13 protein-coding genes are annotated in these 13,832 nt (G+C 71.4%); 7 read left to right on the forward strand and 6 right to left on the reverse strand.

All coding sequences use genetic code 11. The annotated features are described in order from the left end of the window. Positions 1 to 10: 10 nt before the first annotated feature. A complete protein-coding gene (gene cphA, locus JJ685_RS17935; RefSeq protein ID WP_201675683.1) occupies positions 11 to 2,587 on the forward strand; it encodes a cyanophycin synthetase in 2,577 nt (858 codons plus the stop codon). A gap of 34 nt (positions 2,588 to 2,621) precedes the next feature. Here the strand turns inward: cphA and JJ685_RS17940 are convergent, their stop codons facing one another. The 5 genes from JJ685_RS17940 to JJ685_RS17960 all read right to left on the reverse strand — a co-directional run bounded on the left by JJ685_RS17940 (position 2,622) and on the right by JJ685_RS17960 (position 8,072). Beyond that, positions 2,622 to 4,010 carry an efflux transporter outer membrane subunit gene (locus tag JJ685_RS17940; protein ID WP_201675684.1) on the reverse strand — a complete coding sequence of 463 codons (1,389 nt, stop codon included), beginning with the start codon at positions 4,008 to 4,010 and terminating at the stop codon, positions 2,622 to 2,624. Further along, positions 4,010 to 5,227, reverse strand: a complete 1,218-nt coding sequence (locus tag JJ685_RS17945; protein WP_201675685.1) for an HlyD family secretion protein — start codon at positions 5,225 to 5,227, stop codon at positions 4,010 to 4,012. The genes JJ685_RS17940 and JJ685_RS17945 overlap by 1 nt, the downstream gene beginning before the upstream one ends. After that, the gene (locus tag JJ685_RS17950) at positions 5,227 to 5,796 is read right to left on the reverse strand and encodes a DUF3302 domain-containing protein (RefSeq protein ID WP_201675686.1); all 570 of its coding nucleotides are present in this window, start codon (positions 5,794 to 5,796) and stop codon (positions 5,227 to 5,229) included. Before JJ685_RS17950 ends, JJ685_RS17945 begins: the two co-directional genes overlap by 1 nt. 232 nt (positions 5,797 to 6,028) lie before the next feature. Then, on the reverse strand, positions 6,029 to 7,426 hold the full coding sequence (locus JJ685_RS17955) for an MATE family efflux transporter (RefSeq protein WP_201675687.1): 1,398 nt from the start codon (positions 7,424 to 7,426) through the stop codon (positions 6,029 to 6,031). 55 nt (positions 7,427 to 7,481) lie between these two features. Beyond that, on the reverse strand, positions 7,482 to 8,072 hold the full coding sequence (locus JJ685_RS17960) for a TetR/AcrR family transcriptional regulator (protein WP_201675688.1): 591 nt from the start codon (positions 8,070 to 8,072) through the stop codon (positions 7,482 to 7,484). A 154-nt stretch (positions 8,073 to 8,226) separates the two neighbouring features. On the opposite strand from JJ685_RS17960, the gene JJ685_RS17965 reads away from it, so the two are divergent. From JJ685_RS17965 to JJ685_RS17990, 6 genes are all read left to right on the forward strand, one after another. Continuing rightward, on the forward strand, positions 8,227 to 8,643 hold the full coding sequence (locus JJ685_RS17965; RefSeq protein ID WP_201675689.1) for a DUF3597 domain-containing protein: 417 nt from the start codon (positions 8,227 to 8,229) through the stop codon (positions 8,641 to 8,643). 9 nt (positions 8,644 to 8,652) lie between these two features. Next, on the forward strand, positions 8,653 to 9,252 hold the full coding sequence (locus JJ685_RS17970; protein WP_201675690.1) for a DUF937 domain-containing protein: 600 nt from the start codon (positions 8,653 to 8,655) through the stop codon (positions 9,250 to 9,252). A 159-nt stretch (positions 9,253 to 9,411) separates the two neighbouring features. Next, complete coding sequence (modA, locus tag JJ685_RS17975) at positions 9,412 to 10,164, forward strand: molybdate ABC transporter substrate-binding protein (protein WP_201675691.1); 753 nt, start codon at positions 9,412 to 9,414, stop codon at positions 10,162 to 10,164. Continuing rightward, a complete protein-coding gene (gene modB / locus JJ685_RS17980) occupies positions 10,164 to 10,850 on the forward strand; it encodes a molybdate ABC transporter permease subunit (protein WP_201675692.1) in 687 nt (228 codons plus the stop codon). The genes modA and modB overlap by 1 nt, the downstream gene beginning before the upstream one ends. After that, positions 10,847 to 11,923 carry a molybdenum ABC transporter ATP-binding protein gene (gene modC / locus JJ685_RS17985; RefSeq protein ID WP_330901799.1) on the forward strand — a complete coding sequence of 359 codons (1,077 nt, stop codon included), beginning with the start codon at positions 10,847 to 10,849 and terminating at the stop codon, positions 11,921 to 11,923. The genes modB and modC overlap by 4 nt, the downstream gene beginning before the upstream one ends. Beyond that, entirely contained in the window at positions 11,920 to 12,729 is an 810-nt protein-coding gene (locus JJ685_RS17990; protein ID WP_201675693.1) for a TOBE domain-containing protein, read from the forward strand. Before modC ends, JJ685_RS17990 begins: the two co-directional genes overlap by 4 nt. 7 nt (positions 12,730 to 12,736) lie before the next feature. Here JJ685_RS17990 and JJ685_RS17995 read toward each other — a convergent pair whose 3' ends face one another. Beyond that, positions 12,737 to 13,819 carry a BamA/TamA family outer membrane protein gene (locus JJ685_RS17995; RefSeq protein WP_201675694.1) on the reverse strand — a complete coding sequence of 361 codons (1,083 nt, stop codon included), beginning with the start codon at positions 13,817 to 13,819 and terminating at the stop codon, positions 12,737 to 12,739. Positions 13,820 to 13,832 lie beyond the last annotated feature (13 nt).

Below are 13,832 nucleotides of genomic sequence, written 5' to 3' on the forward strand. Positions count from 1 at the left end.
TTCGACCGCCATGGAAATCTCCCGCATCCGCGCCCTGCGCGGGCCCAACCTGTGGAGCCGGCACACGGCCATCGAGGCCGTCGTGTCCTGCTCGGACGATGAAACCGCGGTCACCGGCCGCCCCGGCTTCGAGGCCCGGCTGCGCAAGCTCTTTCCGGCCGTCGGCGCCTTGCGCGCCGGCGGCCCGGTGTCGCTGGCCCACGTGCTCGAGGCCGTGGCGCTCTCGCTGCAGGAAGAAGCCGGCTGCCCGGTCACCTTCAGCCGCACCCAGGCCACGATCGAGCCGCGCATCTACCAGGTCGTCGTCGAATACAGCGAGGAGGCGGTCGGCCGCCTGGCCTTCGAACTCGCGCAGCAGCTGATCGCGGCCACGCTGGATCCCGAGGCTGGCTTCGACATCGACGCCGCGATCGCCCGCCTGCGCGAGACCGACGAGGACGTGCGCCTGGGGCCCAGCACGGGCTCCATCGTGCAGGCCGCGGCGGCCCGGGGCATCCCGTGGCGCCGCCTGACCGACGGCAGCCTGGTGCAGTTCGGCTGGGGCAAGCACCAGCACCGCATCTGGGCCGCCGAGGTCGACCAGACCAGCGCGGTGTCGGAGTCGATCGCGCAGGACAAGGAACTGTCCAAGCAGTTGCTGCACGCCGCCGGCGTCCCGGTGCCCATCGGCCGCCCGGTGGCCGACGAGGCCGACGCCTGGGCCGCCGCGCTCGAGGTGGGCCTGCCGGTGGTGGTCAAGCCGCGGGACGGCAACCAGGGCAAGGGCATCACCGTCAACCTCTCCACCCGCGATGCCATGACGCTGGCCTACAAGGCCGCGGCCGAGATCGGCGACGTGATGGTCGAGAAGTTCCTGCCCGGCTGCGACTACCGCCTGCTGGTGGTCGGCGACCAATTGGTCGCCGCCGCGCGGCGCGAACCGCCGCTGGTGGTGGGCGACGGCGAGCTGACGGTGGCCGAGCTGGTCGCCAAGGTCAACGCCGACCCGCGCCGCGGCGACGGCCATGCCACCTCGCTGACCAAGATCCGCATCGACGACATCGCCATCGCGCTGCTCGCCGAGCAAGGCCTCACGACCGGCAGCGTGCCGGCGCGAGGCCAGCGCGTGCGGATGCGCCACAACGCGAACCTGTCGACCGGCGGCACCGCTACCGACGTCACCGACGACGTGCACCCGGAGGTCGCCGAACGCGCGATCGCCGCGGCGCAGATGGTGGGGCTGCACGTGTGCGGCGTCGACATGGTGTGCGAGGGCGTCCTCAAGCCCCTGGAGGAGCAGGGCGGCGGCATCGTCGAAGTCAATGCCGCGCCGGGGCTGCGCATGCACCTGTCGCCGTCCTACGGCAAGCCGCGCAATGTCGGCGAGGCCATCGTCAACCACCTGTTCGAACCCGGCCACGACGGCCGCATCCCGGTGGTCACGGTCACCGGCACCAACGGCAAGACGACCACCGCGCGCCTGATCGCGCACCTGTTCGCCAGCAGCGGGCTGAAGGTGGGCATGACCAACACCGACGGCGTCTACGTCGACGGCCGGCAGATCGACTCGGGCGACTGCAGCGGCCCGAAGAGCGCGCGCAGCGTGCTGATGCATCCCGACGTCGAGGCGGCGGTGTTCGAGACCGCGCGCGGCGGCCTCCTGCGCGAAGGCCTCGCTTTCGACCACTGCCAGGTCGCGGTGGTCACCAATGTCGGCGCCGGCGACCACCTGGGGCTGAACTACATCACCACCGTCGAGGACCTGGCGGTCCTCAAGCGCGTGATCGTGCAGAACGTGACGCCGAAGACAGGGTATGCGGTGCTGAACGCGGCCGACCCCATCGTTGCCGCGATGGCCGACACCTGCCCCGGCAAGGTGATCTTCTTCGCCGCGGACCGCCACCACGCTGTCCTGGCGGCGCACCGCGCGCAGGGCGGGCGCAAGGTCTACGTCGACCCGACGCTGGACGGCGGCTCGGTGGTCGCGGCGGAAGGGAACCAGCGCGCGCACATCCCTCTGGCGGACATTCCGATCACCCGCAACGGCGCGATTGCCTTCCAGGTCGAGAACGTCATGGCGGCGGTCGCCGCTGCGTGGGGCGCGGGCCTGCCGTTCGAGGCTATCCGCAACGGGCTGGGATCGTTCGTCAACGACGCGCACAACGCGCCCGGCCGCTTCAACGTGATGGACTACAAGGGCGCGACGGTGATCGCCGACTACGGCCACAACCCCGACGCGATGCGCGCGCTGGTGGCGGCGGTCGATGCGATGCCGGCGAAGCGCCGCTCGGTGGTGATCAGCGCCGCCGGCGACCGGCGCGACGAGGACATCCGCGACCAGACCGTCATCCTGGGCGCCGCCTTCGACGACGTGCTGCTGTACCAGGATGCGGCCCAGCGCGGGCGCGCCGACGGCGAGGTGATGGCGCTGCTGCGCGAGGGGCTCAAGGGAGCGAGCCGCACCACGCACGTCGAGGAGATCCGCGGCGAGTTCGTCGCGATCGATGCGGCGCTCGCCCGCCTGGGGCCCGGCGACCTCTGCCTGGTGCTGGTCGACCAGGTCGAAGAGGCTCTGGCCCACCTGGCCCGGCGCGTCGCGGACGCATGAAGATCGCCGCGCTACCGGCGGCGACCGGGCCCTTTCAGGGCTCGAAACCACCCCCCAGCGCCAGGTGCAGGTTCACCCGCTGGATCAGCCTTTCGCCCTGCACGCGCGCCAGCGTCGCGCGCGCCGAGTGCAGGGCCAGCAACTGGTTCTGCACGCCGCGCAGGTCGCCGTTGCCGACCTGGTAGCGCGTGCGCGCGTAGCCCAGGGCCGACTCGTTCGCCCTCACCGCGCGTTGCAGCACGTCCGCGCGGCTGTCCAGGGTGAAGGACTGCGACAGCGCTCCCTCCACTTCGCCGAAGGCGCGCAGGCCGATGCGCCCGTACTCGGCGATGGCCGCCTTCTGTTCGGCGCTGCGCACGTCCACCTGGGCCTGCAGCGCGCCCGCGTTGAAGAGGGGCGCGAAGAGCGTGGCGCCGATGCCCGCCATGGGGTTGTCGCGTTCCTTCATGACGAACAGGTCGCTCGTGATGCTGCTCACCGACGCGGTGAGCGAGATCGTCGGCAGGCGCGCTGCCCGGGCCTGCTCGGTGCGGTAGAAGGCCGCGGCGACGCGGCGCTCGGCCGCCCGCACGTCGGGGCGGCGCTCCAGCAGCTCGGAGGGCAGGCCCGCGGGCACCGGCCCCGGCACCGCCGGCAGCGCGAGGCCGGCATCGACGGCGGCGGCGGGGTAGCGGCCAGCGAGGATCTCGATCGCGCGCAGCGCGTTCAGCCGCGCGATCTCCGCCTGCAGCTGCACGTCGCGGTACGACAGTGCGCTGGCTTCCGCCTGGCTGATTTCCAGCTCGTCGCCGCTGCCGACGCGCGCCCGGTCGCGCGAGAGCTCGACCAGGTTCTGCGCCGACTGGATCATGTCGCCCGCGATCGCCCGCTGCACCGCCGCCTCGCGCGCCAGGAACCAGCTCTTGGCGACCAGCGCGGCGATCGACTCGCGCGCGGAGATCGCATCGAAGATCGTGGATTCGTGTTGCGCGGAGGCGGCCGCGCGCTGCGCCCGCACCTTGCCCCAGAGATCCAGTTCCCAGCTGGCGAACAGGCCGATGCCGTTGACGCCGCTGCCGTCGCCGCCGAGCTTGCCGCCGCCGTGGCCGGTGAGGTGCACCTGCGGGTAGAGCGCGGCGCCGGCAGCCCGGGCGCTGGCCTCGGCGGCCTCGACGCGCGCCGAGGCGAGCTGCAAATCGGGGTTGTACGCGACGGCTTCGGCGACCAGCGTCTCCAGTTGCGCGTCCTGGAAGGTCTGCAGCCACCCATTGGCCACCGCCCCGGGCGGGGTGGGACCGCCGGTCCACTGGGGCGGCAGCTGGGTCTGCGGCAGGGACTGCGAGCGGATCTGCTGTGCGTCGGGAGGCGACCGAAGCGCGCAACCCGCCACGGCTGCCGCGCAAGCCGCCGCCAGGGTGACGCATCGCAATGCGGGCGGGGCCATCAGTGCAGCTTCAGGATGAGGTAATTGATCTTGGTGTTCACGCGCAAGATGATCTTGCGCACGACCTGGATGAATTCCAGGTGCTCCGTGTAGATCGCCGCCGCGCCGCGGGCCCCGGCGGCGAAGAACACGTCGCGGAACTTCGGGTCCACGGTCAGCTTCACGGGGAAGCGCCCGGGTGGCGGCGGCGTGGACCCGGTCTGCGGCAGGGTTGCGCTGATCGCCGACTGGCCCTGGCCGTTCGCCCAGATGATGGCCTCCACCTTGGCCTTGATGATCTCGCCTGGCAGGGTCTCCAGGGCGATCTCGGCCTCGTCGCCGACCTTCACCTTGGTCAGCTCGTTCTGCTCGTACAGGGCGATCACGCTGAATTCGTCCTCCACGTAAGTGAGGGCCGGCAGGTTGGCCAGGGTGGTCACCAGCGCTCCCGGCCGCAACTGCACGTTGATCGGCGTCCCGTCGGCGGGCGCGCGCACCGTGGTCTGCGCCAGGTCGAAGCGCGCCTGGTCGAGCTGGGCGCGGATCTGGGCGATCTGCGCCCATTCGCCGTTGGACTTGGCGCCCATGCGTTGCCGGATCTGGCGTTCACCCGCCAGCGCCTGGGCCAGCGCGCCGCGCGACTGGGCCTCGGCGCTGCGGGAAGAGTCCACCGCGGCCTGCGCGTTGCGCAGGTTGGTCTCCGCCTGTTCCAGGTCGAACTTGTTGCCGGCGCCCTTGCCCGCCAGCTCGCGGTACTGCGCGGCGCGCTTCAAGGCGAGTTCGAGGTCGGCGTTCGTCTGCTGCACCCGCTGCGACGCCTGGTCGATGGCGGACTTGGACTGCGAGACCTGGGCCGCGGAGCCGGTCAGCTGTTCTTCGAGTTCGCGGCTGCTGCCCACGGTGTTGGCGAGCTGGGCTTCGAGGCTGGCGACCTGCAGCTGGTAAGGGGTGGGGTCGATCCGGTACAGGACCTCCCCCTTGCGCATCGGCTTGTTGGCGGGGGCGACCTCGAGCACCCGGCCGCGCTGGTCGGACGTCACGTTGACGACGTACTTGATGACGCGCACGTCGTGCGACGAAGGCGCGACCACGTTGAGCGCCAGGATCAGCGCCGTCAGCCCCACGATCGGGATGGTGATCACGATCACCTGCGACAGCGTGTTCCACGGCAGCCACTTGAACTTGAAGAAGATCAGCCAGACGAAGAACGAGTAGATGGCAAGCAGCACGACTTCCATTACTTGGTCCCTCCACCCGCGGTTTCGGCCACGCGGCGGTCCTGCGTGGTGAGCACGGTCATGGGCGGCTGCGCCGCCAACGGGCGCTCGAGCTGCGCGATGAGCTGGCGCAGCTCGGGCGACAACGGCCCCTTCTGCTCCATCCCGCTCAGCTCGTGGCGCAGGTGCTCGACTTCCGCCGGCGAGAGCTTGCCGGCCAGCGCCTTTTCGCCTTCCTCGAGGTAATAGTCGTCGTGCTTGTCGGAGCCGTAGATGGCGCGGTAGCCGAGCGGCTTGGTGTAGGCCCACAGCCACGCCAGGGGCCACAGCATGCCGCCGAAGAACAGCGACAGGATGCAGAGGACCTTGATCGAGTCCTTGTGCGGATGCTGGCGCTTCTCGGCGATCTTTTCCGGCAGCACATGCACGAACAGGAAGCCCCCGATCGCGACGGCGGGCACGAAGAAGATCACGAACCAGGAAACCCAGTCGGCGGCGGTGTCCAGCGCTTCGCCGGAAAGAAAGGAGGCGTGCGCGAGCGGCGCCGCGAGGAGGGCGAGGCCGGGCAACGCGCGTCGCAGGATCTTCATGGCGTGCTCCGCGGGCGAGGTGTAGTGGCTGTCGAGGATGCCGGAGCGGTGCAGTCCCCGTCATTGCCCTTTGGACCTACTCGCGGGGCGGGAGGAAAGGCGAGTCCCCCTTGGGGTTTTTCTCGCTTTTCCTGCCGAGGACGCGGCTTCGGCTCCGGTCACCCCCGCCGTGAGGCAGCCCGGGTGCACCCTGGCTGCGGCGCGAAGCGGGTCCGGTCATTGCATCTGGGCTTCAGGCGGGAGGCTGCGACCCGCGCGTCCAATCGGCGAAGTGGATCGCGGCCGACAGCGTCAGGCCCAGCGCCGAGAGGCTCAGCGCGACGACGACGAACAGGGCTTCGGGCGGCGCAGCGGCGACGCGCACCGCGACGTAGCCGCCGATCGCCACGACAAGCAGCCGCACGGTGCTGGCCAGCAGCGGCCATGCGAGGCGGCCGGCGCCCTGCGAGGCGAAGAACAGCGCCAGTCCCAGGCCGAAGAAGCCGTAGCAGCCGCCCACGATGCGCAGGTAGCTGCTGCCCGCGGCCTGCACTGCGGCGTCGGACGTGAACAGGCCCATCCACGCCTGCGGCCACAACGCCGCCCAGGCGCCGATGAGGCCCGTGACCGCCCACACCAGGCCGGCGCCGGCCCAGGTCACCCGCTTGGCGCGGGCGGGCTGGCGGGCGCCGAGGTTGGTCGCCACCATCGCGGTGAGCGCGCTGCCGAAGCCGAAGGCGATCGGCACGAGGATGTATTCGAGCCGCGCGGCGATGCCGTAGGCCGCCACGGCGAGGCTGCCGAAGCTGCCGACGAAAGCCGTGGCCAGGGCGATGGAGCTATTGCTCAGCACCGGGTTCAGCGACGAGGGCAGCGCGATCCGCAGGATCGCCCGGAACGCCGCGCGCCGCAACTGCCAGCGGGGGCCGAGGACGCGCACGGGCTGGCCGCGGCGCGACAGCCACGCCAGCAGGCCCAGCGCCGAGACCGCGTTGCAGCTCACCGTGCTCGCCGCCGCGCCCGCGACGCCCAGGGGCGGCAGGGGACCGACGCCGAAGACGAGGAGGGGGCACAGGGTCAGGTGCATCGCGGTGGTGGCGATGAGCGCCAGCGCCGCCGCGGCCATCTGGCCCGTGCCCCGCGCGACGCCGGCCAGCACGTTCACCGACCAGACCGCCGCGGCCCCCGCGAACAGCACGCCGGCATAGCTGGCCGCCTGGGCCAGCACGCCCTCGCGGGCGCCCATCAGCGCATAGGCCGCGGGACTGGAGAACAGCAGCGTGAACAGCAGCGACGCCGCGAGCGCCAGCAGCAGCGCGTGCTGCGCGACGCGCGTGGCCCCGGCCGCATCGCCGGCGCCGAGTGCACGCGCGACCGCGGCCGTCGTGCTGCCGCCGAAGCCGCCGGCGGACATCTGCAGCATCAGCATGGCGACCGGCAGGACCACCGCGACGCCGGCCAGCGCCTCCGGACCCAGCCGGCCCACGATGTAGCCGTCGAAGCCGATCACCACGGTGTTGGCGAGCAGGCCCAGCACGTTGGGCGTGGCGAGGCGCAGGAGCGTGGGCAGCACCGGTCCGCGCAGCATCCGCTGCGTGGGGGTCGGTGCCGGCAGGGCGGCGGCAAGCTGCATGGTGGATTCCTGGTTCATATGATGGTCGTCATATTCGCGCGTGAGGGCGATGCGCGTCGCGGGCGGGCGCGCATCAGCGGAGTGGGGGTTCGAATTGCTCCAGCAGGAAGCGGCGCGATGCCGCCAGGTGCCGGCGACCGCCGGCGTTGTCGCCCAGCATGCGGGCCAGCTGCAGGGCGCCGATCAGATGACTGGCGATCACGGCGGCGGCGTCGGCCTCGTGGCCGGGCGGCAGGCAGGCCTCGACACGGGAGACCAGCGACCTCACGCGCAGCGCCGCGGCCTCGCGCACCGCCTCCGATTGGCGCGGCATCTCGGAGGCCAGGGCCGCGACGGGGCAGCCGGCATCGGGCGCCTTGAGGTGCCGATCCGAAAGATAGCCTTCCACCAGCGCCTGGAAGCGGCTCATGCCCTTGGCCTCGCCGGCGGCGATGGACTTCTGCAGGCGCAATTGGCTGTCCTGCCCGGCGCGTTCCAGCGCTTCCGCGAGCAGGGCCTCGCGCGAAGCGAAGTGCGCGTAGAAGCCACCGTGCGTGAGCCCGGCCTTCTTCATGATGTCGGCCACGCCCACGCCGTGGAAGCCGGTATCGCGCAGCACGCGCGCCGCCGTGTCCAGGATGCGGTCGTGCGTCTGCTGCTTGCGGCTCGCGGGGGCGGTATCCATGGGCGGCAGTGTACGCGCAAATATGATGATCGTCATATTCGAGGGCGCCCGATGCCCCACGATCCTTGGGGAGAAACACCTGCTCACGTGCAACGGGGCTAGCATGCCCGGCGCCTTGGCCATGCCCATGGCGCTTTCTCTCCAGGAGGCTGCCATGAGTTTCTTCTCCAAGATCCTCGACAAGCTGGGCTTCGATGCGGGCGCAAGCAAGGTCGAGGAGATGCTGCGCACGCCCGTGCCGGCGCAGCAGCCCGCGACCAACGTCGCCGGGGCCGCCCCTGCAGCAACCGCGCCGACGACGCCGATGGCCGAGGTGGACGTCACCGCGCTGCTGGAACAGAAGGCCGCCGCCAATGCGCAGAAGCTGAACTGGCGCACCTCGATCGTCGACCTGCTGAAACTGCTGGACCTCGACAGCAGCCTGCAGGCGCGCAAGGAACTGGCAACCGAACTCCAGTGCCCGCCCGACCTGATGGCGGACTCGGCCCGCATGAACATGTGGCTGCACAAGGTGCTGATGCAGAAGCTGGCAGCCAACGGCGGCAAGGTGCCCGCCGAACTGGTGAACTGAGGAGCCGCCATGCAGATCACGGACATGCTGGCGCAGGCGGGCGGGCTGGAAGCCATCGCCCGCGAACTGAACATCGATCCGCAGCACGCCGAAGCGGGCGCCGCGGCCTTGCTGCCGGCGATCATGGGCGGATTCCGGAACCAGGCGCAGGCCGGCGGCACCGAGGGCGTCGGTGACCTGCTGTCGAGACTGGGCGGCGGCTCCCTCATGGACCAGGTGCTGGCACCGGAGCCGACCAATGTCGCGGCGGGCGATGCCGTGCTCGGCCAGATCTTCGGTTCGCCCGAGGTGAGCCGCGCGGTAGCGCACGACGCCTCGTCGCAGACCGGGCTGGACCCCGCGCTCCTGAAGAAGATGCTGCCGCTGGTCGCCATGCTGGTGAGCGGCTTCATGGCCAAGGGCGGTGGCGCTGCGGCCGCCCCCCAGGCCGAGACCGGGGGGCTGGGCGGACTGCTGGGCGGACTCCTGGGAGGCGTGCTCGGCGGCGGGACGCAGGGCGGCCAAGGCGCGGGCGGAGGACTCGGCGGGTTGGCCGCCATGCTGGACTCCAACGGCGACGGCAACCCGCTCGACGATATCGTGCGGATGATGGGCAAATCGCGCGGATAGCGCGGCCATCGGCCCGGGGCGTCTGACGCCCTCGTCTTCGATTCTTCGCGCCGCGCCGCCGAGGCGCTGGCGCCTGCGCGTGCCTGCCGTCACCTTGGCTGGTCGGACCGTTGGGTATTCCGGTACCATTCGCTGGTCCGTCCCTTGCCGACCTGCCCCATGCTGTGCAAGTTTCTCGTCCTTGCCGCCTTCGCGGCTTCCCCCTGGGCCCAGGCGGCCGAGGTCCAGGTGGCGGTGGCGGCCAATTTCGCGGGCCCCATGCAACGCATCGCCGAGGCCTTCGCTGCCGCGAGCGGCCACGTGGTGAAGATCGCCAGCGGCGCCACCGGCAAGTTCTACTCCCAGATCGGGGCCGGGGCGCCCTTCGAGGTCTTGCTCTCGGCCGACGACGAGACGCCGCGCAAGCTGGTCGCGGAAGGCCATGCGGTGGGCGGCACGCAGTTCACCTACGCTATCGGCAAGCTGGTGCTCTGGAGCCCGCAGCCCGGGCTGGTCGACGACAAGGGCACGGTGCTGGCCAGCGACCGCTTCCGCCACATCGCCATCGCCAATCCCCGGCTCGCGCCCTACGGGGTGGCCGGCTACGAGGTTCTCAAGGCGCGCGGCCTCGCCCAGGCGCTGGCGCCGCGCGTGGTGCTCGGCGAAACCATCGCGCAGACCTTCCAGTTCGTGGCGACGGGCAACGCGGAACTGGGCTTCGTGGCGCTGTCGCAGGTGATGGGGCCGGGCAAGCCGGTCGCCGGTTCATACTGGATCGTGCCCCCCGCGCTGTACCGCGAGATCCGGCAGGACGCCGTGCTGCTGAAGGCGGGCCAGGCCAACCCCGCGGCGCGGGCGCTGCTGGCCTACCTGAAGACCGACGCGGCACGGCAAGTGATCGAGTCCTACGGCTACGCCCTGTCGGGCCCCTGATGGGAATCGGCCCCGAAGCCTGGAGCGCGATCCGCCTCACCGCGGAACTCGCGGCCCTCACCACCCTGCTGCTGCTGGCGATCGGCACCCCGGTCGCGTGGTGGCTGGCGCGCACGCGTTCCGCGGCCAAGCCGTTCGCGGCGGCGGTGGTCGCGCTGCCCCTGGTGCTGCCGCCCTCCGTGCTCGGCTTCTACCTGCTGGTCGCCATGGGACCGCACGGCCCCGTCGGGCAGCTGACGGGGCTCCTGGGCCTGGGCCGGCTGCCCTTCACCTTCGGCGGGCTGGTGGTCGGCTCGGTGCTGTACTCCATGCCCTTCGTCGTGCAGCCGCTGCAGCAGGCCTTCGAGGCGCTGGACGAGCGCACGCTGGAGGCCGCCGCCACGCTGCGGGCCAGTCCCCTGGACCGCTTCTTCACCGTGGCCCTGCCGCAGGCCCGCGGCGGCGTGCTCACGGCCGCCGTGCTGGGCTTCGCGCACACCGTGGGGGAGTTCGGCGTGGTGCTCATGATCGGGGGCAACATCCCGGACCGCACCCGCACCGTGTCCGTCCTCGTCTACGACCACGTGGAAGCGGGCGACTTCGCCGCGGCGCATGCGCTGGCCGGCGGCATGCTGGCGTTCTGCCTGCTCGTGCTGGTTGCCCTGCAGGTGCTGAACCGGCCGCGGCGCGAGGTTCCCGCCGCGTGATCGCGCTGCAACTGCACTTGCCGCGCCCAGCATTCGAGCTGCGGGTCGACCTGGAGCTGCCGGCGCGCGGCGTCACCGCGCTGTTCGGCCCGTCGGGCTGCGGCAAGACCACCCTGCTGCGCGCGCTCGCCGGCGTGGAACGCGCGCGCGGCCGCGTCATGGTGGCGGGCGAGACCTGGCAGGACGACACGCGCCGCCTCTTCGTGCCGCCGCACCTGCGACCCGTGGGCTACGTGATCCAGGAGGCGGCCCTGTTCCCGCACCTGGATGTGCGCGGCAACCTCGAATACGGACTGCGCCGCACGCCGCAGGCGCGGCGGCGCATCGCGCTGCCAGAGGTTCTCGAGCTGCTGGGCATCGCGCACCTGATGGACCGCCGACCCGCCACCCTGTCGGGCGGGGAACGCCAGCGGGTGGCCATCGCGCGCGCGCTGGCCACGAGCCCGCAGTTGCTCCTGCTGGACGAGCCGCTGGCCGCCCTGGACGCGCGGCGCAAGGCGGAGGTGCTGCCCTACCTCGATGCGCTGCAGGCGCGCCTCGGTGTCCCCATCGTCTACGTGACCCATTCCGTGGACGAGGTCGCCCGGCTGGCCGACCACCTGGTCCTGCTCGAAGCGGGCCTGGTGCTCGCGCACGGGCCCGCCTCCGGAATGCTGGCACGCCTGGACTTTCCCCTGTCGCTCGGCGGGGACGCCGGCGTGGTGCTCGAAGGCACCGTCGCCGAGCGCGATGCGCACTGGCAGCTGGCGCGCTTCGAGGCCGAGGACGGCGCCTGCCAGCTGTGGACGCGCGATCACGGCGTGCCCGTGGGCCGCGCGGTGCGCCTGCGCGTGCTGGCGCGCGACGTGAGCATTGCCCGCGCGCGACAGGTCGACACCAGCATCGGCAACCAGCTGCGCGGGGTGGTGGACGCGCTCGGCGACGACGAACATCCCGGCCTGGTGCTGGTGCGCGTGCGCGTGGGCGAGGCGGTCCTGCTGTCGCGGCTGACGCGGCGCTCGGCCCATGCGCTGGCGCTGGCACCGGGACTGCCGGTGTGGGCACAGGTGAAGACCGTCGCCCTGATGGAATGAAGCTGCCCGGCTCCGCCCAGCCGCCGCGCCTGCTCTCGGCCGAACTGCGCATCGCCGGCGGCATGGACACGCGCGTGTTCGAACTGCTGCGCGGCGTGGAGGCGACCGGCTCGATCCTGCGCGCCGCGGCCACGGTGGGCCTGAGCCACAAGGGCGCCCGCCTGATCCTGGAGAACGCGGCGAACCTCGCGCAGCAGCCGCTGCTCGCGTCGGTCGCGGGGGGCGCCGGCGGCGGCGGCACGCGCCTCACCCCGCAGGCCCGCGTGCTGCTGGAGGCCTGGGACGGCCTGCGGGCCGAACTCGACGAATTCCTCGGCGCGCAGGAAGCGCGCCTGGCCACCATGCCGGAGCTTGCCGGCCTGCTCAGGAGAATGTCCATGAAGACCACGGCCCGCAACCAGTACGCCGGCACCATCAGCGCCCTCGAGCTCGGGCCCGTGTCGGCGCAGGTCACCGTGCGCATCGGCACGGGCGACGAGATCGTGGCGACCATGACGGCCGCCGCCGCGAAGCGCCTGGACGCGCGCGTCGGGCAGGAAGCCCTGGTGCTGGTCAAGGCTTCGGCCGTCGTCCTGGTCACCGACTTCGCGGGCTGGAAGCTCTCCGCCCGCAACCAGCTCTCCGGAACGGTCTCGCGCATGGACAAGGGCCAGGTCTCCACCCTCGTCGTCCTCACCCTGCCGGGCGGCGGCACGGTCTCTGCCACCGTGACGAACGAGGGCGCGCAAGCCCTGGGCCTGAAGGTGGGCGTCCCGGCCACCGCCGTGTTCAAGGCCTATTCGGTGATGGTCGCCGTGCGCGAGTGACGGCGCCCTACCAGGCGTACCCCATCTTGAACAGCACGGCGCGGTTGCCCTCCTTGCCCTGCGCGAATTCGAGGTTGGCCACGATCCCCTGGGCCGGCTTGAGGAGGTACTGCACGCCGGCGCCGATGCTCGGGAAGCGGTTTTCGGACTGGCTGCAGCTTTTCCCCGCGCCGTAAAGGCAGGCGACGCCGGCGAAGAGCGTGGCCGTCCAGCGCTCGGCGATGCGATGGCGCTCCTCGACCTCGAGGGACGACATGTTCTTCCCGAGGAACTCCCCGACCGTATAGCCGCGCAACTGGACGGGCGCGAACGCGGAGGGCGGTGCGTCCACCGTCCACTGGTTGCTTTGCCGGACGGCCAGGACGTGGCGGTCGCCGTGGGTCCAGAAGCCCCGGAAGTCGCCGCGGTACACGTCGAAATCGGCATCGCCCTGGATGCGCTGGCGGTAGGCGATGTTGTTGAGATTCAGCAGCCAGCCGCGCGTGGGGGAATCCTGGACGTCGCGTGAGTCGTGCATGGCCACGAGGCCGATGCCCCCCGCTTTGAAACCCGTCAATCCGAGCAGGCCGAGGATGTCGTCGTCGAGCGCGGTCTGGCCGACGATCTGGTAATTGGTGGCCACCAGCTGGGCGCCGAGGAACCAGTCGTCCTTGATCCGGTACAGGTAGCGCGCGATCAGGCCCCGGATGTGGTCTTCGGACTTGAGCGGCTGCCCGGTCCCGAGGAAGTCGTCGTAGTCGTTCTTGATGGTGCCGCCTATCGCGATGACCGAAATCCGGTGATGGTCGGCCCCGAACGAGGTCCTCGCGAACACGGTGCCCACCATCGAATTGGTCGAGGTGTACTGCGCGGCGATGCCGAACATCGAAAGCTGCGACTGCGCGTCGAACTTCTTCAGGTAGGCCCCGAGCGCGCCCACCGAGGTGCCCAGTTTCGGGTTCGACTGCACGGTGGGCAAGGCGAGCCAGGGCGACGGAGTCGTCGCCGGCGCGGCCGCGGCGGGGGGCTCTTCGGCGCGCAGCACGCCCCCACCTCCCGAGAGAAGGAAGAAAGCCGCGGTGAGGAGGAGGCTCTTTCGAAGGGCAAGCATGGACGGATTCCCG

The organism is Ramlibacter monticola, from assembly GCF_016722785.1.
GTDB classification, from domain to species: Bacteria; Pseudomonadota; Gammaproteobacteria; order Burkholderiales; family Burkholderiaceae_C; genus Ramlibacter; species Ramlibacter monticola.